21 protein-coding genes are annotated in these 22,707 nt (G+C 52.6%); 12 read left to right on the top strand and 9 right to left on the bottom strand.

All coding sequences use genetic code 11. The features are described from left to right. Positions 1 to 36 precede the first annotated feature (36 nt). The 6 genes from ACMYR3_RS07860 to ACMYR3_RS07835 all read left to right on the top strand — a co-directional run bounded on the left by ACMYR3_RS07860 (position 37) and on the right by ACMYR3_RS07835 (position 5,360). Positions 37 to 936 carry a helix-turn-helix domain-containing protein gene (locus ACMYR3_RS07860; protein WP_424196144.1) on the top strand — a complete coding sequence of 300 codons (900 nt, stop codon included), beginning with the start codon at positions 37 to 39 and terminating at the stop codon, positions 934 to 936. Between the two features lie 287 nt (positions 937 to 1,223). Continuing rightward, the gene (locus tag ACMYR3_RS07855) at positions 1,224 to 1,400 is read left to right on the top strand and encodes a hypothetical protein (protein WP_424196142.1); all 177 of its coding nucleotides are present in this window, start codon (positions 1,224 to 1,226) and stop codon (positions 1,398 to 1,400) included. 21 nt (positions 1,401 to 1,421) lie between these two features. Beyond that, positions 1,422 to 1,952: a sterol desaturase family protein gene (locus tag ACMYR3_RS07850; protein ID WP_424196140.1), complete on the top strand. Its 531-nt coding sequence runs from the start codon at positions 1,422 to 1,424 to the stop codon at positions 1,950 to 1,952. Positions 1,953 to 2,177: 225 nt separating this feature from the next. After that, a complete protein-coding gene (locus tag ACMYR3_RS07845; RefSeq protein ID WP_424196138.1) occupies positions 2,178 to 3,239 on the top strand; it encodes an HlyD family secretion protein in 1,062 nt (353 codons plus the stop codon). Continuing rightward, positions 3,232 to 4,236, top strand: coding sequence for an ABC transporter ATP-binding protein (locus tag ACMYR3_RS07840; protein WP_424196136.1), 1,005 nt, complete (start codon positions 3,232 to 3,234; stop codon positions 4,234 to 4,236). The genes ACMYR3_RS07845 and ACMYR3_RS07840 overlap by 8 nt, the downstream gene beginning before the upstream one ends. 2 nt (positions 4,237 to 4,238) lie before the next feature. Further along, a complete protein-coding gene (locus tag ACMYR3_RS07835) occupies positions 4,239 to 5,360 on the top strand; it encodes an ABC transporter permease (RefSeq protein ID WP_424196134.1) in 1,122 nt (373 codons plus the stop codon). Positions 5,361 to 5,439: 79 nt separating this feature from the next. Here ACMYR3_RS07835 and ACMYR3_RS07830 read toward each other — a convergent pair whose 3' ends face one another. Continuing rightward, positions 5,440 to 5,832: a nucleotide pyrophosphohydrolase gene (locus ACMYR3_RS07830; protein WP_424196132.1), complete on the bottom strand. Its 393-nt coding sequence runs from the start codon at positions 5,830 to 5,832 to the stop codon at positions 5,440 to 5,442. 210 nt (positions 5,833 to 6,042) lie between these two features. On the opposite strand from ACMYR3_RS07830, the gene ACMYR3_RS07825 reads away from it, so the two are divergent. Then, positions 6,043 to 7,278, top strand: coding sequence for a molybdopterin-dependent oxidoreductase (locus ACMYR3_RS07825; protein WP_424196130.1), 1,236 nt, complete (start codon positions 6,043 to 6,045; stop codon positions 7,276 to 7,278). Positions 7,279 to 7,289: 11 nt separating this feature from the next. Next, on the top strand, positions 7,290 to 7,619 hold the full coding sequence (locus tag ACMYR3_RS07820) for a cytochrome c, class I (protein WP_424196128.1): 330 nt from the start codon (positions 7,290 to 7,292) through the stop codon (positions 7,617 to 7,619). 61 nt (positions 7,620 to 7,680) lie between these two features. Here the strand turns inward: ACMYR3_RS07820 and ACMYR3_RS07815 are convergent, their stop codons facing one another. The 4 genes from ACMYR3_RS07815 to ACMYR3_RS07800 all read right to left on the bottom strand — a co-directional run bounded on the left by ACMYR3_RS07815 (position 7,681) and on the right by ACMYR3_RS07800 (position 12,159). Next, entirely contained in the window at positions 7,681 to 9,147 is a 1,467-nt protein-coding gene (locus ACMYR3_RS07815; RefSeq protein WP_424196126.1) for an NAD-dependent succinate-semialdehyde dehydrogenase, read from the bottom strand. A 240-nt stretch (positions 9,148 to 9,387) separates the two neighbouring features. Continuing rightward, positions 9,388 to 9,894, bottom strand: a complete 507-nt coding sequence (locus ACMYR3_RS07810; protein WP_424196124.1) for a flavin reductase family protein — start codon at positions 9,892 to 9,894, stop codon at positions 9,388 to 9,390. 197 nt (positions 9,895 to 10,091) lie between these two features. Next, complete coding sequence (locus ACMYR3_RS07805) at positions 10,092 to 11,252, bottom strand: hypothetical protein (protein WP_424196122.1); 1,161 nt, start codon at positions 11,250 to 11,252, stop codon at positions 10,092 to 10,094. Positions 11,253 to 11,559: 307 nt separating this feature from the next. Next, positions 11,560 to 12,159: a cysteine hydrolase family protein gene (locus ACMYR3_RS07800; RefSeq protein WP_424196120.1), complete on the bottom strand. Its 600-nt coding sequence runs from the start codon at positions 12,157 to 12,159 to the stop codon at positions 11,560 to 11,562. A 139-nt stretch (positions 12,160 to 12,298) separates the two neighbouring features. On the opposite strand from ACMYR3_RS07800, the gene ACMYR3_RS07795 reads away from it, so the two are divergent. Then, complete coding sequence (locus ACMYR3_RS07795) at positions 12,299 to 13,171, top strand: LysR family transcriptional regulator (protein WP_424196118.1); 873 nt, start codon at positions 12,299 to 12,301, stop codon at positions 13,169 to 13,171. Between the two features lie 221 nt (positions 13,172 to 13,392). Here ACMYR3_RS07795 and ACMYR3_RS07790 read toward each other — a convergent pair whose 3' ends face one another. Then, on the bottom strand, positions 13,393 to 14,151 hold the full coding sequence (locus ACMYR3_RS07790; protein ID WP_424196116.1) for an AraC family transcriptional regulator: 759 nt from the start codon (positions 14,149 to 14,151) through the stop codon (positions 13,393 to 13,395). A 100-nt stretch (positions 14,152 to 14,251) separates the two neighbouring features. Between ACMYR3_RS07790 and ACMYR3_RS07785 the strand changes: the two genes are divergently transcribed. Next, positions 14,252 to 15,199 carry an MBL fold metallo-hydrolase gene (locus ACMYR3_RS07785; protein ID WP_424196114.1) on the top strand — a complete coding sequence of 316 codons (948 nt, stop codon included), beginning with the start codon at positions 14,252 to 14,254 and terminating at the stop codon, positions 15,197 to 15,199. A 424-nt stretch (positions 15,200 to 15,623) separates the two neighbouring features. On the opposite strand, the gene serB is transcribed toward ACMYR3_RS07785, so the two are convergent. Then, positions 15,624 to 16,481 carry a phosphoserine phosphatase SerB gene (gene serB, locus ACMYR3_RS07780; protein ID WP_424196112.1) on the bottom strand — a complete coding sequence of 286 codons (858 nt, stop codon included), beginning with the start codon at positions 16,479 to 16,481 and terminating at the stop codon, positions 15,624 to 15,626. 214 nt (positions 16,482 to 16,695) lie between these two features. Between serB and ACMYR3_RS07775 the strand changes: the two genes are divergently transcribed. After that, complete coding sequence (locus ACMYR3_RS07775; protein ID WP_424196110.1) at positions 16,696 to 17,622, top strand: oxidoreductase; 927 nt, start codon at positions 16,696 to 16,698, stop codon at positions 17,620 to 17,622. Between the two features lie 33 nt (positions 17,623 to 17,655). Further along, complete coding sequence (locus tag ACMYR3_RS07770) at positions 17,656 to 19,023, top strand: protein kinase (RefSeq protein ID WP_424196419.1); 1,368 nt, start codon at positions 17,656 to 17,658, stop codon at positions 19,021 to 19,023. A 34-nt stretch (positions 19,024 to 19,057) separates the two neighbouring features. Here the strand turns inward: ACMYR3_RS07770 and ACMYR3_RS07765 are convergent, their stop codons facing one another. Together ACMYR3_RS07765 and ACMYR3_RS07760 are read right to left on the bottom strand one after the other, a co-directional pair. Continuing rightward, complete coding sequence (locus ACMYR3_RS07765) at positions 19,058 to 22,075, bottom strand: EAL domain-containing protein (protein ID WP_424196108.1); 3,018 nt, start codon at positions 22,073 to 22,075, stop codon at positions 19,058 to 19,060. A gap of 389 nt (positions 22,076 to 22,464) precedes the next feature. Continuing rightward, positions 22,465 to 22,677 (bottom strand): alkylphosphonate utilization protein, encoded by a 213-nt coding sequence (locus ACMYR3_RS07760; protein WP_424196106.1) that lies wholly within the window; start codon positions 22,675 to 22,677, stop codon positions 22,465 to 22,467. Positions 22,678 to 22,707 lie beyond the last annotated feature (30 nt).

The raw sequence follows: 22,707 nt of genomic DNA, 5'->3' as shown, positions 1-22,707 counted from the left end.
TTTCTTCAATCAATAATTTGCCAGGATAATTGAAAAATGCATCTTCAAGTCATTCCTCCTGATCCATGCCTGGCGCATTTGCTGATGCCTTTCATGGCCATGCAGCTGGATGGCGAGGACTCGCATTTACCGGCCAGCCTGAATCCCCAAGTGCATTTATATTTGCGTGGCACGGTCACCGTGTTGCTGCCCGATGGTGGCACCTGGCAGCCGCCACGCTTTGGGCTGTGCGGGCCTTGTCCACAGCCACGCTATTCGCATGCTGCTGCTGATACGCGTTTTATTGTGGTGTCGTTTCGTCCCGGTCTGTTGCCCGATGCGATGCAGGTGGTGATGGCAGAACTGGTGCAAAACATGCTGCCGATGGATCATTTTGCGCCACAGGCGAGTATCGGTTTGATGGATCAAGTCGATACGCTGCTCGCCCAACAGTTACCCATGCAAGCGGAGCTGGCAGCAGCTACGGCACTGTTGCAGCAGTTTTTATTGCAGACGCTTAATTTGTCCGCACGCCAGAGTTATGGGCAAAAAATGCTGGCAGCTCATCCGCGGATATTTTTGCCCATTCTGAAACTGGCCGAAGTGATCGGGCTTGGTACACGGCAGATGGAGCGTCAGGTGCTGACGTATTTTGGTGTGCCACTACGTGAGGTGCGGCGCATGGCCCGTTTTGGCCTGACCTTGCCCATGTTGTGGCAGGCGAGCGGGCGAGGGGACTTGACCCGGATTGCGCACGAGGCGGGCTATTTTGACCAGGCGCATATGCATCGTGAATTTGTGGCTTTGGCGGGGATTGCGCCCAGTGAGTTACTGGACAAGATCACCAGCGCTGATCCGGCTTATTGGCTGTATCGCATGCCGCTGGCACAATTTGAGCAATTGTTTTACCCCATGCCACTCAAGGATTGGCGTGGCTGGGAACTGCCTGATGGCTGAAAGCCTGTTGACTAATCGAATTTAACGGCAAGAAATTAACGGCAAGAGAGTTAACAACAAGAGAGTTAACAACAAGAGAGTTAACAACAAGAGAACTGGCTGCGAGACAAGTCGCTGCGCAGTAAAGCATCATTTCAGTAAAGCGGCATTATCAACTCTATCTTCAATTTTTCAATCTTTTGTCCTGATTTCCTCGCCGCATTTTCTCGTGATGTCGCATTGATACAAGCCAGTTGGTGAACCAACTCATACAGTAGTGGCTGATTCTTTTTTTGCTCGCTACTCCTATGAACGCACTGACACTGTATAGTTTTCTCACGCTGCTCTTTATGATTTTCTTTGTGCTGGAGCGCTGCTTTCCGGCGCGTCAACAATCTTGGCAATGGCGCTGGTTCTGGCGTGCTTATCTGATCAACAGTCTGCAATGGGGCGCTGTCATTGTGGCGATGGTTGGATTGAACTAATGGCTGGCGGGTGCACCGCTCGTGCATTTGCCCGATGCCTGGCCGAGCTTTGTCAAAGGTGGTGTGGCGTATCTCGTGGCCACGTTTTTTCAGTACTGGTTGCACCGTGCGCTGCATGGCGTGCCGCTGTTGTGGCGGATTCATCAACTGCATCACAGCCCATCACGCATGGAAGTGCTGGTCAGCAATTACGCGCATCCCCTCGACTTTTTAAGCTTTGTGTTTGCCAACAGTCTGGCCGCTTACTGGGTGTTTGGCTTAAGTGATGCCGATGCCAATTGGGTGGTCTTGCTGACAGGCGCCGTGTCGTACTGGACGCATGCCAATTTGCGCTCGCCCAATTGGGTTGGTTATATCGTGCAGCGCTCGGCCATGCATTGCGTGCATCATCAGGCCAACCATCACGCCCAAAACTATGGGTTGCCAATTTGGGATATTCTGTTTGGCACCTGGGTCAACCCACCTGTCATGCAAGAGGCGCTGGGCTTTAACGCGCAACAGGAAGAACAGATCATGCCCATGATGCTGGGGCAAGATGTGGCCCGTTCTTAAATACCCCTATACTGTATTTTTTCAGAGGTAATTAAAACGTACTATACAAGCCTAAAAATAGCCATACTCCTTATAAATAGCCTGTTTAACGGTTTTTTAACCGGCTTGTTTCTCCCAATAACAACGCCACGGCGTCGTTCAAACAGTCAATCACACCGAGCTTGTACTGTGTCAATATGGCTGCCAACGAGTGCGCGATGATGCCTAGGTATCAAGGAGAACGAGTTGAAGCAGTGGATCGTAAAAAGATGCCTGGGCTATCTGCTACTGGGTGGCATGGTTGTTAGTGGCTTGCTGGGTTGCAGTGACAAGCCGGTTGATTATTTTTCTGGCTATGGTGAAGCCGATTATGTGCGCCTGAGTGCACCGCTCTCAGGTACTTTGCGGCAGTTGCAATTGGTGCGTGGTGGCGCAGCGCAGGCGGGCAACCCGGCGTTTGTGCTGGAGCAGGACAGCGAACGGGCCGCACATGATGAAGCCATCGCCCGCTTGCAACAGGCGCAAGCCACCTTGGCCGATTTGCAAAAGGGCAAGCGGCCTGATGAGATGGCCGCTTTGCAGGCTCAGGTGCAACAGACGCAGGCGGCACTGCAACTGGCGCAGAGCGATTTGCAGCGTCAGCAAAAACTGGTGGATACGCACTTCATTGCGCCTTCCCAACTTGATAAATTTCAATCTGCCGTGCTGCAGAATCAGGCGCTTCTGCAGCAGACCCAGGCGCAGTTGCGAGTTGCACGGTTAGGCGCGCGGGCCGATGAAATCAAGGCGGCTGAACAGGCGGTTGCCACTGCGCAAGCGCAGTTGGCACAGGCCGATTGGAAGGTTAGCCAAAAATCGGTGGCGGTGCCTATCAACGCCCAGGTGGCCGATATTTATTACCGTGAAGGGGAGTGGGTGGCTGCGGGTTCGCCTGTGATCAGCCTGCTGCCTGCGGTCAATATCAAGGCCCGATTTTTTGTACCGCAGGCAGCGCTGAGCCGTTTTCAGTTAGGCCAGCCAGTCAGCCTGCAATGTGACGGTTGCCAGCCGATTGATGCCACGGTCAGCTATATCGCTGCCCAGGCCGAGTACACCTCGCCCTTCATCTACAGCCGTGAAAGCCGCGCCACCCTGGTCTTTATGCTGGAAGCCAAGCCCATCAAGCCAGACGGCCTGACTCTGCATCCGGGCCAGCCACTAGAAGTGCATCTGCCGGTGGGACAGGTCAATCCGGCAGTCGGTTCCGGCAGTCATCAACCCGAGCCTGGTGTGGCAAAACCCAGCGGGCAGGACACAACCCATGATTAACCCAATCAGTGGTGCACTGGGTAAGCGCAAGCTGGCCGCCCAACGCTTGCCCTCCGCCGTGGGCGAGCAGGCATGGGTGATTGATGTCAAGGGCCTGACCAAGCGCTATGGCAAGCGCACTGTGGTGGCCGACTTTGATCTGCATGTGGCCAAAGGCCGTATCTATGGTTTCCTGGGACCCAATGGCAGCGGCAAGACCACCACGATTCGCATGTTGTGTGGTTTGCTCACGCCCGATGCCGGCAGTGGTACTTGTCTGGGCTTTGATATTCTGCGGGAAAGCCATCTGATCAAACCGCATGTCGGTTATATGACGCAAAAGTTTGGTCTGTATGATGACTTGAGCATTGAAGAAAATCTGGATTTCATTGCGCGCCTGTATGGCATGCCCAATCGTTTGCAAAAGGTCGATCAAACGCTGGCGCAGCTTGATCTCACCAATCGGCGCGAGCAACTGGCGGGTTCATTGTCGGGTGGCTGGAAACAACGCCTGGCCCTGGCGGCCTGCTTGTTGCATGAACCGCAACTGCTGTTGCTGGACGAACCGACCGCGGGCGTGGACCCCAAGGCACGGCGCGATTTTTGGGAGCAGATTCATGCGCTCGCCGCACAAGGTTTGACCGTATTGGTTTCCACCCACTATATGGATGAGGCCGAGCGTTGCCATGAGCTGGCGTACATCTCCTATGGTCGTTTGCTGACCCATGGCACGGTGCCCGAAGTGATTGCCCATGCCGGTTTGACAACCTATGAATTGAGTGGTGTTGATCCCATTGCCCTGGCAGCGCGTCTGCGTGGTGAGCCTGCGGTACAGAGTCTGGCTGCGTTTGGTACCAGCCTGCATGTGAGTGGTCGTAGCCAGGCACCATTGGCAGCACTGCTCGCCAGCTTGCCGTTAGAGCCAGAACAAATTCGTGCGATTGCACCAAGCCTGGAAGACGTCTTCATCGCCCTCATGCAAGAGGCCACCGATAATTTTTCCCACGACGGAGTCTGAGCATGTGGGGCAGAATTCTGGCGGTCCTGATCAAGGAGTTTGCCCAGGTACGGCGTGACCGGCTGACCTTCATGATGATGGTGGCCATCCCCATCATTCAACTGATCCTGTTTGGCTTTGCCATCAATACTGATCCCAAGCACTTACCCCTGGTGGTAGTCGAAGCCGATAGCAGCGAGTTTTCGCGCACGCTCAGCGCGGCACTGCAAAATTCAGGCTACTTCACGCTCATTAAACAAACCGCCAGCGAGGCTGAAGCCGATACCTTGCTGGCCCAGGGCAAGGCGCAGTTTGCCTTGATTGTGCCGCCGGACTTTGCCAGCAAACTGGTGCGTGGTGAGCATCCGGCGATCCTGCTGGCGGCTGATGCTACCGATCCGGCAGCCACCGGCAATGCATTGGCCGCGCTCAACAACATCAGTCTGCATGCCTTGAATCATGATCTCTCGGGTAGCCTGACGACCTTGCAATCGCGTGATGCGCCCTTTGAAATTCGTGTGCAGCGGCGCTATAACCCTGAAGGACTATCCCGCTATAACGTCGTGCCCGGCCTGATTGGCGTGGTGCTGACCATGACCATGGTGATGATGACGGCACTCGCCATGACCCGTGAGCGTGAACGCGGCACCATGGAAAATCTGCTCGCCACACCAGTACGTCCCATTGAAGTGATGATCGGCAAGATCGTGCCCTACATCATGATTGGTTACGTGCAAGTCACGGTGATATTGGTGGCCTCGCGCATCCTATTCAATGTGCCGATGGTGGGTAGTTTATGGCTCTTGAGTATTGCGCTGATCATTTATATTGCCGCCAATCTGGCCGTCGGCTTCACCTTCTCGACCCTGGCACGCAACCAGATGCAGGCCATGCAGATGACCTTCTTCTTTTTTCTGCCAAGCATGTTGTTAAGTGGCTTCATGTTTCCGTTCAGAGGCCTGCCCGGCTGGGCACAGCATATTGGCAACCTGCTGCCCCTGACCCATTTTTTGCGCATCGTGCGCGGCATCATGCTCAAGGGCAATCAGTGGCCGGACATCCAGCACGAGGTGGGGGCGATTCTGTTGTTTATGTTGTCAGTCGCCGCGATTGCATTGCTGCGCTATCGCAGGACGCTGGATTGACAGTGCGCGATTAACTGCCAGAATTGACACACTGATATTAATTAAATGATGAACATGCAGGCAACCTGTCCATTGTTGGTTACGCTTCAGACGGTTGTGGCCGTGCCTTGTACTCGTCATATTTGCGCGCATCACCGCGCACCAGATCCGCTGGATATTTGGCACGGTTGATCGTCATTTTTTCATCTACGGCAGTCATCAGATCAATCTCCAGCTTGTCGGCCAGTCGAATCAGATAAACCAGCACATCAGCCACCTCATGGCGCACCTGCCGATATTTTTCAGCACCCAGCTCGACCACATCGCCACGCTGCAACCACTGAAAGTGCTCCAGCAATTCCGCCGCTTCCACACTCAACGCCATTGACAAGTTTTTAGGGGAATGAAACTGATCCCAGTCACGTTCGTCGACAAATTGGCGGATCATATCGCGCAGGCTTGTGAAATCAGTTTGGGCGGGGTGAGTGGACATGAGGTTGCTCGCGTGAAGATGGTTGAATATCTACGTTTTACCTAGTGTAGCGATATCTGTCATCCCTTTTTTGTAATTCACATTGTTAATGGGTTTGTCAAAATGAGCCGGCAGACTTTGATGTTGCAGATGAACAATTTTCGAAGCAGAAATTTAGCAATTTTTGATTTACTTATGATGCTATGATGGAAAAAATGTTCAGGAGACAACATGAACGATACCAAAAATTTGCCCAATATTATTCGTAGAAAAATCCTGTTAAGCAGTTCTGGTTTATTGGTGGGAGGCAATCTCCTCAGCGCTTCACAAAGTGCTTTTGGGCAAACCACCACGGAACTGCCCTTTGCCAACGGCAAGCGCAATATGGCGGTCTATCCCGAAAAGCGATCGATGATTGTGCTTACATCGCGGCCGCCGCAACTGGAAACCCCGTTTGAAGTCTTTAATGAAGGCATCATCACTCCCAATGATGCTTTCTTTGTTCGCTACCATAATGCCGCCATTCCAACCAATATTGATGGCGATAAGCATGTCATTAAAATCGGTGGCAATGCCTGTGCCAAACCCTTTGAAATTTCTATGGCAGATCTGCGTTCGCAGTTCACGCCGATTGAATACCTTGCAGTCAATCAATGTTCAGGCAATAGTCGTGGTCATTTCACCCCACGAGTGACCGGTGGTCAGTTGTCCAATGGTGCGATGGGTAATGCGCACTGGGTGGGCGTACCGCTCAAGGACATATTGGCTCGTGCCGAGATCAAGACAAGCGCCAAGCAGGTTACTTTTAATGGCCTGGATAACGGCGTCTTGGGCGGTGGTGATTTCGTCAAGGCACTGGATATCAACCATGCCCTGGATGGTGAAGTGATGTTGGCGTATCAGATGAATGGTACGGACCTACCTATGCTGAATGGTTATCCCGTCAAGCTGATTGTGCCTGGCTACTATGGCACTTACTGGGTCAAGCATTTATCCGAAATTGAAATTATTGATCAGGTATTTGATGGCTTCTGGATGAAACCGGCTTATCGTGTTCCTGATAATGATTGTGCCTGTATCGAACCCGGCACGACACCTACAGCAACGCGGCCAATCGGGCGCTTTAATGTGCGCTCCTTTGTTACCTCATTGCAAAATGGTGCGCGAGTGACGGCGGGGCAGACTATTGGTGTCAAGGGGATTGCTTTTGATGGTGGCCAAGGGATTCGTGAAGTGGCGTACTCAACCGATGGCGGGCAAAGCTGGCGTGCCGCTAAATTGGGTAGTGATATGGGGCGCTATTCCTTCCGCGAATTTTCGTTTGGTTTCACCCCCGAGCGCGGTGCCTACGATTTACGCGTGCGCGCATGGAATCGTTCCGGACAAAGTCAACCCATGGAAGCGCTATGGCAGCCCGCAGGCTATATGCGCAATGTGGTTGAGTCCGTCAAAATCACTGCAGTGTGAGGAGCCAGATCATGACTAGAAAAATGTTCATCACACTGACGACGATGTTGTTGGTAACGGCACATCAAGTTCCAGCGTTAGCCAAAACCATCGAGTTGCCGCCCGACGCGATTCAGTTGCAACCCAGTAATTTACCCGGCTATGCCAAGGCACAGAACAACTGTGTGGCATGTCATTCTGCCGAGTATATGCAATACCAACCGCCAACAGCGGCTCGTCCTTATTGGGACGCCATGGTGAAGCGAATGAAGGCAGTTTTCAAAGCGCCTATCAATGATGAGGATATGCCGGTCATCATCGACTATCTGGTCAAAACTTATGGCAACGAGCAAGGTAAATAATTTGCTGCAGGGTTCAAGTTGGTATTTTTAAAATTTGAATAGTTACTTGAATCAGTAATTATCAATACCCCATACTCAAATACTTCAACTGCAGATAGTCCTCAATCCCATGCCGTGAACCTTCACGGCCCAGGCCGGATTGTTTGACGCCGCCGAATGGTGCGACCTCGGTGGAGATCAGGCCCGCGTTGATGCCCACAATGCCATATTCCAGTGCTTCACTGACGCGCCAGACACGGCCTATGTCGCGGCTGTAAAAGTAGGCGGCCAGACCAAATGGGGTGTCGTTGGCCAGCGCAATGGCTTCGGCCTCAGTATCAAAGACGGTGATGGGTGCAACCGGGCCAAAGATTTCTTCTTTTGACAGCGCCATGGTGGGGGTGACATCGGTGAGAATGGTGGGCTCATACCAGGTGCCGCCGAGTGCATGGCGCTGGCCACCGAGCAGCACCTTGGCACCCTGACTAACCGCCTGATTCACCAGTTTTTCTACTTTGTTGATGGCGGCTTCATCAATCAAGGGGCCGATATGGACGCCTGCTTCGAGGCCATTGCCAACCTTGAGTTGCATCACGGCCTGTTTGAATTTTTCAGTAAATTCGGCCGCTACACTACGCTGTACCAGCAAGCGGTTGGAGCACACACAAGTCTGGCCGGCATTACGGTATTTGGAGGCGATGGCGCCTTGTACTGCTGCATCAATATCGGCATCATCAAACACAATGAACGGTGCGTTGCCACCCAATTCAAGCGACAGTTTTTTTAATGTCGGTGCACATTGCGCCATCAATATCCGGCCAACTTCGGTCGAGCCGGTAAAGCTGAGTTTGCGCACAATCGGGCTGGCGGTCAGTACACCACCAATGGTTTTTGCGTCACCGGTAACGGCATTGATGACACCGGCGGGCAGGCCAGCCCGTTCTGCCAATACCATCAGGGCGAGGGCGGTGAGTGGGGTTTGTTCGGCGGGTTTGACGACCATGGTGCAGCCGGCCGCGAGAGCCGGTGCAATTTTTCTGGTGAGCATGGCGGCTGGGAAATTCCAGGGGGTGATGGCTGCGCAGACACCAACTGGCTCATGCAGCACAATGATCTTGCGGGAATCAAAAGGAGCAGGAATGGTTTCACCATAAACGCGTTTGGCTTCTTCGGCAAACCACTCAATATAGCTGGCGGCATAGACAATTTCACCCTTGGCTTCGGCGAGTGGTTTGCCTTGTTCCTGCGTCATGATGCGGGCCAGATCATCCTGATGGGCGATGAGTAGATCAAACCATTTTCTCAGTAACTTTGAACGCTCAGCCGCCTGCTTGCTGCGCCAGGCGGGCAATGCCGCCTGGGCTGCGGCAATGGCAGCGGTGGTTTCTGGTGCGCCGCAATCGGGTATGTGGGCAATCATGGCACCCGTGGCCGGATCATGGACTGCCACCTGCGCGCCATTGTGTGCGCCTTGCCATTGACCCTGCCAATAACAGGCTTCGCGCAACAGCTGCGGATCGTTGAGTTGAAAATCAAATGAGGCAGACATGCCTATGCTCCTTGAATCCAATTCGTCTGGATAATCGATGTAAAAGCATTTACCACAAAGATACAAAGTACACCAAGCTAAAGCCAATGGCATTATCTGCTTTGTCTCAATCTCATTTCAGCACTGGACAGCACTGGAGTCTCTTCGTGTTTCTTGATGTCTTTGTGGTGAAAGCTTTTGGCTCAGGCAGTCTAAACCAGCACCAATCGGTGTGTCTTGTTACTTATCAAAACTGTGAGATTACTCCGGCAGTTCCGGCAGGTTGCAGGGAGTGCAGTAAGCGCCATCACGATAGAGCAGTGCGGGACTGGCGGATGGGTGTTGAGCAATGGCAATCACTTCGGCAATGGCTACGGTGTGGGTACCGGCATCAATCAGATTGATGACCTTGCAATCAAAACTGACCAGGGCAGTTTGCAGAATGGGCGAACCACTCAGCAAGATATCCCATTGGCCTTCCAGAAAGCGCTCACTCCCTATCACGCCACCGGCAAAACGATGCGACAGGTTGTGATCCGCAGTAGACAGTACATTGACGGCAAAATGGCCTGCCTGACGAATGGCTTCGTAACTGCCATTGAGGCGATTGATACAGACCAGCAAGGTCGGTGGTTCGGCACTGACCGAAGCAACGGCAGTGGCAGTAAAGCCGGAGCGCACCCCCTCAGCGTCGGTAGCAGTGATCAGGCTGACGGCGGCTGTCAGTTGGCGCATGCCATTTTTAAAAGTAGGGGAATCGATAGACATAGTTGGTTGGCGCGGCGTCAACCGGTTACTTTCTGAATCGCCAGCAATCCGGTTGAATGGGTGCCTAGTCGTGTTTTATGCTCCTATTCTACTCAAGCGGGCTGGTTTCGTCTGAATCATATGTCAGATCGGCCATGCCAAAACAACAGCATTTGCTAATCTGTGTCTTATTTGTCCTGAATAAGGATGGGTCCCGGCTATGGTGCCACCATCCCGTTCATTTTGACCACTTCCAGAGCGCTACCTTGCACGCTATTGACTTCTTTGGCCAGCGTTTCATCATTCCAGCGTGAGTCGGGTGCGCCACTGATATACCAGTTGGAGCCATTGTCAGCCAGCAACATGCCGTAAGTTTTCAGTGCCTGCAAAATGGCTTTGCTTTCCTTGCTGAAATTGGCTGGAATCTGATAACTGGCCTTCAGACGTACACGCATGCCCATTGGCGGGCGATTCACATCGGTATTGCTCGACGCCCAGTGAGTGGCCGGTGGCAGATAGGCTTTGCGGGTTACCGATGCAGTGAAGCGCAGCGCATGAAAAATCCCGCCACCATTGGCTTCATCATAACGAACCAAGCCCGGAAAGATGGGTAAACCGGCCGCGTCGGCACTGGTCCAACCGGGTTGGGCGGTCGGGCGCGCAATCGTGCCATCCAAATTGAAAATTGCACCGCCTGAAGCCAACCAGCTGCCATCGGGTTGTGGATAGGCATTGCCCATTTCGTAAAGCCGGTTATTGTCCTTGTCGATGACGAGCACATGGCGATCACCACCAAATGCGGCACCAGAAATCTGCTGGCCTTCAATCGGCGCATTGGCGGAGACGGGGTAAGGGCCAGCATCGCTTTCATCGCCATAATCGGTAAAGGTGATCTTGACCTTGGTCTGGCTACTACTCACCACCAGATACGGAATGCCAATCGGCGCACCTTGCCAGACCGTACCAAAGTCGGACTTGAGATGACCACCAACGCCAATGGCCGCAATCAGATTATCGGAATTGGGATCAACCGGATCACTGCTGATATCACGATTCCATTCGCTGGTACTGGTAAACGGAATCGCACCATTCAGGTTGGCGCCGATACCCAGGCTGGCGGCGGCCATGCTGCCATAAACTTTGCCAGTGGCCTGGCTCCCTGATGAGCTGGATGAGCTTCCTGATGAACTGCTGCCTGAGCTACTGCTGGTTTGCGCACCAGTGCCGGTGTCATTGCTGGCGGTGCTACTGCTCCCACCACCACAGGCACTTAGCAGGCCCAAAGCACAACCGGCAACAAGTAAGCTGATTTGCGATGTCTTGCATGAGGTCCGTGCGTGGTTATTTAAAGGGGGCAATGCGATTTGGTTATGGGGCATGGCTGGCAGGTGCAAAGTGATCAACCCTGTCAGGATAAAGGTGCAGCAACGCTTTGGGGATGGTCCAGCGGGCTGCTCTTGTAACCGATTGCAACGCCAGATTGCAACACCACGCCCAGCTTTTAATTGTCAAGATCAATTTTTGGTTGATGCGGGCGCAAGTCGACAACTAGTCGATGACAGCCATTGATCCAGCTTGTATCCAATTTTTCAATACGCCATAAAAAACGCCCGATCCTCAGGGAGAAAGACCGGGCGCCAAGGGAATTACCCGGCAGGAGACTTACTTCATGTTACGGCTTTGCAATCAGTCTGGCAGATTGGACTGATCGTGCAGCACGATGGCAAACAAGTCGGCCAGGGCGGCCAAAGCACTGCGTTGGACTTGTTCTGCCGCCACTTCTTCGTCATTGAGCAAGGGCAGGTTGCGCGTGGCGGTCGCTGCGGCCACCACGGTATTGGCGTAGCCAAGATCAAACGCCGCTCGCGCCGTGGAAGAGATGCACATATGCGTCATGAAGCCCACAATCACCAGATTTTTGACCTGTAGCGCTTGCAGCTGCTCATGCAGATTAGTATTCAAAAATGAATTGGGATAATTTTTGGTGATGACCGGTTCGCCATTGGCGGGTGCCACCTTGTCGGCAATCATGCCGATATCGGCACGGACATCATAGGGGGTACCAGGGCCAGCATCATGCTGGATATGGATGATGGGAATTTTGAGCCGACGGGCTCGTGCCAACAGTTGCTGACATTGTTCCAGTGCCGGTTCGACCGCACTTAATTGCATCATGCCACGCCGATAGGTGTTTTGACAGTCGACCAGCACCAGCGCGGATTGCGACAAGGGCGCGGGTGTGGCTGGTAAACCGAGCAGGCCACGAAGGGTAACGAGATCTGACATGAACGACTCCTCAAGATAGTATGATGGATATGGAAACGATCATTCTAGGCAGGCAAGCAAGTCAGGCCAATAGAGAATCATGCAGCACCAAGCTGCAAAAATGCAGGAGGGAAGATGAATAAAAAAACGCGAGCGATGCATGAATTGGGATGATGTCCGTTTTTTGGTGGTGCTGGGTCGCGAGCGTTCTTTTGCGGGCGGCGCGCGCCAGCTCAAGGTTGACCAAACCACGGTGGCGCGCCGTCTCAAGCTGCTGGAACAACAGCTGGGTGTGAGCCTGTTTGAAAAGGTTTCCGGTAACTGGGTGCCTACCGAAGCGGGCCGCGTTGTGTTGATACAAGCCGAACGGATTGAACAGGAAATGAATGCGCTGGTGCGCGTGGCGGAAACCGGCAATGTGCTGGTCGGCGGGGTGGTGCGGATTACGGCGGTGGATACGATTGTCGGTACTTATTTATTGCCCGCCTTGCCCAAACTGTACGCGCAGCATCCTGATCTGCGCATTGAGTTTGTCACCAGTGATCACAACCTCAGCCTGACCCGACGCGAGGCCGATATTGCCTTGCGGCTGGCGCGACCGCAGGATGGCAATCTATTGATTCGCAAGTTGACCAGTTGTGCTTTTTCGGTTTATCTCAATCCTTTGCGCTGCCTGAATAATCATGACTGGGTGGCCTATGATCATGATCTGGCGCATCTGCCCGAATCGTGCTGGCTGGCCAGTCAATATCCGCATGTCAATGTCAAACTGCGCAGCAATAATCTGCATGTCTTGATGGATGCGGTACGCATGGGCATTGGGCAGGCTGTTTTGCCCGACTTTTTGGCCGAGCAGGATAGGGCGCTGAAAAAACTGCATCACAATCTGCCCACCTTAAGCCGTGACTTATGGTTGCTGGTTCATCCCGAAATGCGTCATGTGCCACGCATCGATGCCGTCTATGAATGGATCGCTGGGATTTTTGATCAGGCGGTATGGCTGAAAAGTGAAGCGATGGGCGTTAAAGGTTAAACCACAAAGCAATGAAGAAATAAGCAGAAGAAAGGCCGAGGGCGCAGCGAGTACTCAGGACAAAAGACATGGTGACCAGTTTTGCTGGGCCGATCGGGGCATGCAACTGCATGCCGAGTCAGAAAATCTATCGTACCGTCGACCAACCATCTGGTGTTCAAAGCTTATCCTGCCGCAGCATGCTTGCGATTTGCCGCCTCTTTGCCTGGAACTTGAAAAATTCAACTTTTCCCATTCAGGTAGCGCGCCGGTGTGTCACCAAATACCTTTTTAAACACGGTGATAAAGGATGACACATCCTGATAGCCAACCTGATCCGCTACATTGCCCACGCTGGTTCCTTGACTAAGCAGCTGGATAGCGCATAACAGGCGCAACTGCTGGCGCCATTGGGCAAAGGTAATACCGGTTTCTTTGATAAATAATCGTGCGGCGGTTCGGTCGCTCATGCCACTGGTGCTGGCCAGTACGGTGAGTGATCGAGCATCGGCCGGATTGTCCTCGAGCAAGGCGGTAAGCTTGCGGAGCCGTGCATCTTGCGGCGCAGGCAGATAGGCCGGGATCGCCTGCAGATGGGCCAGCCGATCAATGATGACTTGCAGCAAGCGCTGTTGCGGACCAGCGGCGGGATAGTCGGTACCAAAACTGGCGGCCTCGCTGAACAAGGCATCCAGCAAGGGATCAATGGTCACTGCGCAGCAGTGGGTCGGTACGGGGGCAATTTCTGGCGTGACATACAGGGTCTTCAGATGAAAACCCTTGGGTGCACAAGCTTTATGACGTATCCCCGGCACAATCCAGACGGCGCGATGCGGCGGTACGACCCACAGCCCTTGCTCAGTTTTGACGGTGAGCAAGCCTTCACTGGCATAGATCAGCTGTGCACGTTGATGTTGATGCCAGACACCGTCATAGCTGGGATATTGCTGTGTCAGCACAAAAACCGGACAGGCCAGCAAATCGGGATTGATGATTTTCATGAATTTGTCTGTCATGGCATATTAATTGTCAGTATAGTCCAAGACGGCCATAAATAAGTTCTTTAAGCTGACAGTCCTTTCATTGCTTAGGAACTTACTCATGAAATTTAACTTATGTCGATACCTTGTCTTATTGCTGGCTTTGGGCATGATGCACCGTGTTTGGGCCGGTCAACTGCACGTGTTTACATCGGATGTGGCTGGCTTTAACACGCATTCATTCTGGTATGACGATGGTCAGGAGGTGACTGTCGTGGATGCACAATTTACGACCGCACAGGCTGAGGCATTATTGAACGACATTCGGAGTCACACCCGTTCGAGAATTAAACGGATCATCGTGACGCATCCCAATCCAGATAAATTCAATGGCTTGTCGGTATTTCATCGAGCCGGCATTCAAAGCATGGCGGCGGCGAATACGGCAGCAGCCATGCCGGATGTGGATGCCTACAAGCGTCATTTCTGGGTGCAGATTGCCAAGGCTTTTACCGATGCCACTTATCCTCAATTTGAACCGGTCGAAACGACTTTCAAAGGCAAACAGCAGATTCGACTGGCATCGGGTGAGACGATCAGTTTGATTGAATTGCCCAAGGCGGGTATATCCAGCCATCAGACCGTGGTACGGATTGATGCCAGTGGCGATTTGATCGTGGGCGATCTGGTTCATACTCGCACGCATGCTTGGCTGGAAGGGGGTATTGTCAATGGCAAGCCGGTTCCCAATCTGCCCGGCTGGAAAACTGACCTGCTGGCATTGAACCAGTTGGGTCGGGGCAAGGTTTATGGTGGACGAGGTGAGTTTGTACCAGTCAAGCAAGCAGTGGCAGAGCAAATGGCTTATCTGGATCAGGCCGACCAGATTGTTTCGGCTTATATCAAGGACTTGGGCGAACGGGTGAGCGAACTGTCCGACCCCGCCAGGCAAGGCCAGCACTATGCAGCCATTCAAGCCAGACTGGTGGCGGCTTATCCGGACTATGCCATGCCCGATCTGGTGGGTTATAGCGTTTATGGCTTGGTTGCCCAAAAGCTGGGACACTAGTTAGTGGTGCATGGACAAAACAGGAACAATACAGACAATGCTCTGTGAACCTGAATGATATAGTCAATATAATGGATACTATTATGGAGTACCCATTATATTTAAGCGGTTAGGTATGTTATTAAAGGGGCCTATTTTTTACTCCCCGATACTATCTGGTTTCTGATCAATATCCGATGGTATAAAAATGCACCATCCAAACAATGCCTTACCGAGTAAGACACTCAGGTCGATTTACGTGCGATGTAGAGTTGATGCCTGATTGCCCATTTTTCCAGTGTTAAACGGCGTTGGCTCACTCGCTGTTTTCAACTGATCAATACCAGGTGACGTGGTGTTGCTTGCTATTTTTATCGCGCACGCTTTTGGTTTTCAATCTTTGGTGATTAAGTAGGCTACTCAAGTGACAGATCAATTGATCTGATCAGACAAACAGATTGAGCACGCCATCCAGACCGACATAGTTGAAGGCGACACTGGCTTGCTGACGTACCACCGGCTTGGCACGAAACGCGACAGACAGCCCTGCCAGACCCATCATGGTCAGATCGTTGGCGCCGTCGCCCATCACCAGCGCTTCATGGGTGCCAATACCCAGCTCATTGCAAACCTGGCGTACTGTAGCGGCTTTTTCATTACCGTCGACAACCGTGCCGAGCACTTTGCCAGTCAGTTTGCCGTCAATGATTTCCAGGGTGTTGGCGCGGGTGTAAGTCAGGTTCAGACGGGGTTGCAGACGTTCGGTAAAAAAGGTGAAGCCGCCTGATACCAATAAGGATTTGCTGCCTTGTGCCTGTATGGCGTCAAGCATGGCTTCGACACCCATGGAGAGTTGCAGCCGTTCGTTATAGACTCGTTCCAGAGCACTGGCATCCAGGCCCTTGAGCAAGGCGACCCGGCGCGTCAGGCTTTCAGAAAAATCCTTGATCTCGCCGCGCATGGCGGCTTCGGTAATCGCCGAGACTTCTTTTTTCAGGCCGCACATGTCGGCAATTTCATCAATGCACTCAATGGTGATGACGGTAGAGTCCATATCCATGGCCACCAGTTTGAAGTCGCTCAGTTGCAGGTCATCGGCGATCAGGGCATAGTCCAGCTGGGCTGGTGCGCAGAGTTTATCGAGTGCGGCCAGCAATTCGGGCGTTTTATTCACATGCCGCAGCGCAAAGGCTTCATACGGTGTAGCGGAGTCAATCTTGTCAATGGTGCTGGCTGCAGCGGTTTTGGCGATGGTTTTGAGGGTGGGCGTATCGACTTGCAAGCCCTGGATAATCAGATTCATTGGATTAGCTTTACAACAATAAGGAGTGCGCAAAAAAGGAGTGCGTTAGGCGTGCGATAGGTTTGCATCAAATGTGTACTACCGGCTGAGCCCTTCTGTAAAAAGGCTTGCAGATAGCCAGACAGCAGGCAAAGGCGTGATTATACTGTCGCCCAAACCAAGAATAAGCTTCAAGGAATGAAAACCTCAATTTGCAGAGTAGGGAGAACAAGGCATGAACCGCTGGAATAGCGATCTGATTCCTGATCAGCATGGTCGTCGCATCATGGTAACGGGTGCCAATAGTGGTATCGGTTTTTACATTGCCAAGGCATTGGCCCACGCGGGGGCTGAAGTGATCATGGCCTGTCGCAATATGGAAAAGGCGCGTCTGGCCAAGAATGATATTTTGGGCGAGCTGCCGCATGCGCGCCTGAGCCTGTGTGAACTTGATCTGGCATCGCAAGCTTCGGTGCGCCAGTGTGCGGCCGACTTTCAGCGCAACTATGGTTCTCTGGATGGTTTGATCAATAATGCTGGGGTGATGGCATTGCCACGGCAAATGCTGACGCTGGATGGCTTTGAAATGCATCTGGCGGTCAACCATCTGGGGCACTTTGCTCTGACGGGTTTGCTGTTGCCAAGCCTGATGAAAGGCAAACAGCCACGCGTGGTCAGCACTGCCAGCGTGGTGCATAAGATGGGGCGGATTCATTTCAGTGACCTGCAATGCAGTCGCACCTATACACCGTACCGCGCCTACAACCAGTCCAAGCTGGCCAATCTCATGTTCATGCTGGAGCTGGATCGCCGCGCCATTCAGCATGAGTGGCCGATCGTGTCGCTGGCGGCGCATCCCGGCTTGTCCAATACCAATATCAAACGGGAAGGCTTGCGCATGCAGGGCACCACACTGGCCGCGCAAGTCGTGGCACTGACAATCCGTCTGATTGGGCAGTCAGCCGAGAAGGGTGCTTTGCCAACCCTTTATGCGGCTACCATGCCAGATGCCAGGGCTGGCCAATATTGGGGCCCGGATAGCTGGATGGAAAGTCGCGGATATCCCACCTTGGCGCATATTGCACCCCATGCACATAATCCGGATGTGGCTCGCCGTTTATGGGATGTCTCCGAAGAACTGACCGGAGTGCGTTTTGCATAAAGCTGATCAGTTGGTTTGCATATGAACGACATGCTGCATCGCACGTTGCATCAACTGCGGGCCGGTGAATTGACCGGTGCCAAGCGGTTGGATCTATCGGCTGGCCTGACCGAGTTTCCGCGTGAAATTTTAGATTTGGCCGATACGCTCGAAGTGCTCAATCTTTCGGGCAATGCCTTGAGTGCATTGCCGCCTGATTTTGCCCGTCTGCAAAAACTGCGCATTCTGTTTTGTTCAGATAATCAATTTACCCGTTTGCCAGAAGTATTAGGGCAATGCCCCAGGCTGAGCATGATTGGTTTTAAAGCCAATCAGATTGCTGAGGTGCCTGCGGTTGCCTTGGGGCCATCATTACGCTGGCTGATTTTGACGGGTAATCAAATCAGCGAATTACCCAGCAGCATTGGCCAATGTCGTCAGCTGCAAAAATGCATGCTGGCCGGTAACCGCTTAAGCAGTTTGCCAATGGCCATGGCGGCTTGCACGCAACTGGAGCTGTTGCGCATTTCGGCCAACCAATTTGCAGCGCTACCCAGTTTTTTGACGAGTTTGCCCAGGCTCTCCTGGCTGGCCTACGCAGGCAATCCTTTTTGTCTGGAACAGGAAACCCAAGCCTTGACAGCCCATGCGAGTGAGCAGGTTGATTGGACGCATCTGCAACTTCAACAAAAACTGGGCGAAGGTGCCAGTGGCCTGATTTATCAGGCCAGTTATTGGCCACAGACTGAGCATGGTGTTTGTCATATTGAACCAGGCACGCATGCCGAGGCAGTTGCCGTAAAGGTTTTTAAAGGTGCGATGACCAGCGATGGCACACCCGATAGTGAGATTGCGGCCTGTCTGGCAGCAGGCCAGCATGCGCAATTGATACCGGTACATGGCACGGTCGCCAATCATCCCGATGGCTTGCATGGCATGGTCATGGCGCTGATTGATCCGTGCTTTCATAACCTGGCCGGGCCGCCCAGCTGGGATTCCTGTACGCGCGACGTGTATGCAAGCAATCAGCGGTTTTCACTCAAGACCATCATTTCAATGGCTTGTCAGATGGCTGCGGTGACGGCACATCTGCATGCCCAAGGCATCATGCATGGTGATCTATATGCTCACAACACGCTCAAAACGCATGCGGGTGAATGCCTGCTGGGTGACTTTGGCGCGGCCTCGTTCTTGCCTGTCGACAAGCAGGCTACAGAAGCGCTGCAGCGTATTGAAGTACGTGCTTATGGTTGTCTGCTGGAGGAATTGCTGACACATTGCGAGCCGGATGAGCAACAGCATGAAGCCTTTCATGCACTCAAGCAGTTGATGACCCATTGTCTGCAGCCCGAGTTGATGGGCAGGCCTTTAATGGTTGACGTCGCCGCGGTGATCAACCATATTCAGCCTACATTGCCGTGAGCAGTCATGGTTCTTGATGTCTGATCAACACGATTCAATGGTGCAGGTTCTCGATATCCTCAACTTGCGCTGTCAATAATTCATTGATTGGTGCAGGTCGATGCAATAAAAAGCCTTGTGCGTAATCAACGCCGATTATTTTGATCTTATCCAAAATCGCCTCTTTGTCGACAAATTCAGCAACCGTTTTGACATTGATGACTTTGGCTACATCGACAAAGCAACGTACTGCGGCTTCATCCAGGGGATCATCCACCACATCACGGATGAATTGCCCATCAATCTTGAGGCTATCGAGGGGCAGATTTTTTAGATAACCGAAAGAAGCAGCGCCCGCACCAAAATCGTCCAGGGCAATCTTCACACCCTGGGCGCGAACCTGATCAATGAATAGCACGGCATCAGCCATATTGGTAATGGCGGCAGTTTCGGTAATTTCAAATACCAGCCTGGAACAGATGTCTGCACCGGCTTCTTGCAGTACTTCATGGGCCCAGCGATGGAATGCCCGATCACCAATGGATTGACCAGAAAGATTGACGTTCAGTGTGGTGATTGGGATGGTACCTGGGATAGCGTTTGCGTCATGTTCCAGGGTGTTCTTCATCCAGGCAATCACATGTTGCAAGACCCAACGATCGATCCTTGAAGCCAGATGAAAACGTTCGGCAGCCGGAAGAAATGCTTCGGGCAAAACCAGCGAACCATCCTTATCCAGCATGCGCAGCAACACTTCGGCATTCAACACCTCGTTATTGTCGTGCAGACAAATGATGCGTTGAGCAAACAGGACAAAACGGTTTTCATCGAGCGCCTGTTCGATACGGCCAGTCCACTGCATTTCGCCATGACGGGCACGCATGGCCTGATCGGTATCAAACCAGACATGCACGCGATTACGACCCGCTTCCTTGGCCGCATAGCAAGAGGTATCGGCGGCCTGCAAGATCAGGGTGGTATTACCCCAATGATTGTCAATGGGTACCAGCCCAATGCTTGCGCCAATTCGAAAGCGCCGTTCGTCATGGGTGAAACGGAAATCTTCCATGCGTTCGCAAATCTGTTGCGCGACACGTTGTGCCTGCTGCATGGGGCAATGCTCCAGAATGATGGCAAACTCGTCGCCCCCTAGTCGCGCCAATGTGTCGCGGGCGCGAATGGTGGTGCCGAACAATTTGGAGACCTGCTGTAAAAGCTGGTCTCCAATGGCATGGCCACAGGCATCATTGACCAGTTTGAACTGGTCAAGATCAATATACATCAAGGCGTGAACGGTTTTGTCATCATGTGCCTGCTGCAGGACACGACGCAAACGTGCTTCAAATTCGCCACGATTGATGAGTCCGGTGAGTGAATCATGCGTGGCGCGATAACTCATTTCACCAGAGAGACGGCGCTGCTCGGTCACATCGTGAAAGACCAGCACCACACCGAGCAGATCACCTTGCTCGTTGCGGATGGGGGCCGCAGAGTCTTCAATGCCGTATTCATGACCATCACGGGAAATCAACAGGGTGTGATTGGCCAGTCCGACGATCTTGCGTTCCTGCAGGCAGAGCGCGACCGGATTTTCGGTGGGTTGGCGGGTTGCCTCATTGACGATATTGAAAACATGATTGAGCGGCCGACCTTCCGCCTCTTCGGACAACCAGCCCGTCATGCGTTCGGCTGCCGGATTCAGCCAGCTGATATGGCCCGATCCGTCGGTCGTGATCACGGCATCACCAATCGATTGCAGGGTCACTCGAAGCAGTTCGTGCTCTTTGGCCAGTTCGCGTTCGACACGACGTCGCAAGGTAATGTCTTCAATGACCGCCACACTGCGTAAAGGTCGGCCCTGTTCGTCATGCTCAAGAATGGCCGACAGCAGGACATCAATGATTTTTCCTGTTTTGGTGACCATCTGATACTCGATATTCTCGCAATGGCCAGCCTTGAAAAAGATCGGCAGAACGATCTGGTTGGCGTAATCGCGCGAGTACGGTGTCAGAAAATCAGAGGATGGTCGACCAATCACCTCACCACGGGTATAGCCCATTTTGAGCAGCCAGAGATCACTGACACTGCACAGGCTACCTTCCGTATCAATTGAGTGCAGCATGGCAGGTGTGGCTTCATAAAGGCGTTGCAGGTGTGCCTGTTTGTCTGCCAGATGCAGCATCATTGCCTTGCGGTCGCTGATATCTTCTACTGAGCCAACATAGCCAATGATTTGATGTGTGGCATTCTTGACTGCATGCGCACGGGCGTAGACGGTACGTACTGTATTGTCACCCCGACGAATCCGGAATTCCATCTCGGCTTCATCTTGTCCAGGTGCGGTGTTTTGCCACAGGTTCAGGACAGCTGTACGGTCGTCTGGATGTACACCTTCGGCCCAGCCCTGTCCAAGGCTTTGCTCAAATGTCAGACCATAGATCTCTTGCCAGCGCTGATTGGTATAGGTGCAAGAACCATGACTGTCCGTATAAAAAACACCATGAGGAGAGTAGTCGCACAGTGTTCTGAATCGCGCTTCACTGGCATAGTTCTCTGCAATCGCCTGTTGATGCAGTCGCAGGACATGACGTGCCTCCAGCGCAGCGACTGCCGCCTGTCCCAGGCAACGCAATACTTCGCGTTGAGTTTCATCAAGTTGACGGGGTTCACGATCAATCACGCATAAAGTACCAACCCGATAACCATTACTCAGCTGCAAAGGCATGCCAGCATAAAAACGGATGTCTGGCTGACCGACCACCAGGGGGTTATCCGCAAAACAGGGATCCTGCGTGGCATCGGACACTTCAAACAATCGGTTGTCCAGTATGGTGTGCGAGCAGAATGCGATGTCACGAGGTGTTTCCTGAACTCCTGGCAAGCCAATATTGGCTTTGAACCATTGACGTTCGGAGTCGACCAGACTGATCAGGGAAATGGGGACATGGCAGACCAGGGACGCGGCTTTAACCAGGGCATCAAACTCGGCTTCTGGTGGACTATCGAGTATTTCCAAAGCGCGCAGCGCGACCAATCGAAGTGCTTCATCATCTGGAAAAGGTACAGAAATCATAGGCCCGTTTGAAAATGGAAGTGCGGTTATATCTGGATATTGATCGGGTTGATCGTATCAACGCGGTGAAGTATATCGCCACCAATCCGTTCTGGATTGATGGGAATGACTCGGGTAAATAGGTTTACTCACTTGGGATGATGCCATGTTACCTCGTCGTCATGGGAAAAGACCATGAGAGAAATTGGGGATTGCACAGATAACACCCGCGTCAACATGAGGTCTGCAGATTTTGATGAAAGCGCAAGCGGGTAAATATACTTATTTTTTTCACGAGATTCCACAAGTGCGCTTTAACCTGATCTCAGAAAATCAACAGTGATGCTCAGAGCAAAATGATTGGTTGTCGAAACAAGTAAATCATCCTGTGCAGTAGGTTTGCTGAATGTCTAGGCTTTTTTCAAAAAGCAGGTTTTCAACACCAGGCCTTTGACCTTGTCGGCATTGCATTCAATTTCCTCTTCATCTTCGGTCAGTCGAATATTTTTGATGACGGTGCCACGTTTGAGCGTGACTGAGGTACCCTTGACCTTGAGATCTTTGATGACCATGACCGAGTCACCCGAGTTGAGCAGGGTGCCGTTGCTATCCTTGACTTCCATAGAGTTCCTTGTGATGGCTGGTTGAAAAGC

It is taken from the genome of Ampullimonas aquatilis (assembly GCF_049675895.1).
GTDB lineage: Bacteria > Pseudomonadota > Gammaproteobacteria > Burkholderiales > Burkholderiaceae_D > Ampullimonas > Ampullimonas aquatilis.
Note: the sequence above shows the minus strand (reverse complement) of the source record. Positions and strands in the feature narration are given on the sequence as shown.

Bases quoted from the DNA above. Each gene is read 5' to 3' on its own strand.
- ACMYR3_RS07860 (WP_424196144.1), top strand. From the start codon at position 37: ATGCATCTTCAAGTCATTCCTCCTGATCCATGCCTGGCGCATTTGCTG.
- ACMYR3_RS07855 (WP_424196142.1), top strand. From the start codon at position 1,224: ATGAACGCACTGACACTGTATAGTTTTCTCACGCTGCTCTTTATGATT.
- ACMYR3_RS07840 (WP_424196136.1), top strand. From the start codon at position 3,232: ATGATTAACCCAATCAGTGGTGCACTGGGTAAGCGCAAGCTGGCCGCC.
- ACMYR3_RS07835 (WP_424196134.1), top strand. From the start codon at position 4,239: ATGTGGGGCAGAATTCTGGCGGTCCTGATCAAGGAGTTTGCCCAGGTA.
- ACMYR3_RS07830 (WP_424196132.1), bottom strand. From the start codon at position 5,832: ATGTCCACTCACCCCGCCCAAACTGATTTCACAAGCCTGCGCGATATG.
- ACMYR3_RS07825 (WP_424196130.1), top strand. From the start codon at position 6,043: ATGAACGATACCAAAAATTTGCCCAATATTATTCGTAGAAAAATCCTG.
- ACMYR3_RS07820 (WP_424196128.1), top strand. From the start codon at position 7,290: ATGACTAGAAAAATGTTCATCACACTGACGACGATGTTGTTGGTAACG.
- ACMYR3_RS07815 (WP_424196126.1), bottom strand. From the start codon at position 9,147: ATGTCTGCCTCATTTGATTTTCAACTCAACGATCCGCAGCTGTTGCGC.
- ACMYR3_RS07810 (WP_424196124.1), bottom strand. From the start codon at position 9,894: ATGTCTATCGATTCCCCTACTTTTAAAAATGGCATGCGCCAACTGACA.
- ACMYR3_RS07805 (WP_424196122.1), bottom strand. From the start codon at position 11,252: ATGCCCCATAACCAAATCGCATTGCCCCCTTTAAATAACCACGCACGG.
- ACMYR3_RS07800 (WP_424196120.1), bottom strand. From the start codon at position 12,159: ATGTCAGATCTCGTTACCCTTCGTGGCCTGCTCGGTTTACCAGCCACA.
- ACMYR3_RS07795 (WP_424196118.1), top strand. From the start codon at position 12,299: ATGAATTGGGATGATGTCCGTTTTTTGGTGGTGCTGGGTCGCGAGCGT.
- ACMYR3_RS07790 (WP_424196116.1), bottom strand. From the start codon at position 14,151: ATGAAAATCATCAATCCCGATTTGCTGGCCTGTCCGGTTTTTGTGCTG.
- ACMYR3_RS07785 (WP_424196114.1), top strand. From the start codon at position 14,252: ATGAAATTTAACTTATGTCGATACCTTGTCTTATTGCTGGCTTTGGGC.
- serB (WP_424196112.1), bottom strand. From the start codon at position 16,481: ATGAATCTGATTATCCAGGGCTTGCAAGTCGATACGCCCACCCTCAAA.
- ACMYR3_RS07775 (WP_424196110.1), top strand. From the start codon at position 16,696: ATGAACCGCTGGAATAGCGATCTGATTCCTGATCAGCATGGTCGTCGC.
- ACMYR3_RS07765 (WP_424196108.1), bottom strand. From the start codon at position 22,075: ATGATTTCTGTACCTTTTCCAGATGATGAAGCACTTCGATTGGTCGCG.
- ACMYR3_RS07760 (WP_424196106.1), bottom strand. From the start codon at position 22,677: ATGGAAGTCAAGGATAGCAACGGCACCCTGCTCAACTCGGGTGACTCG.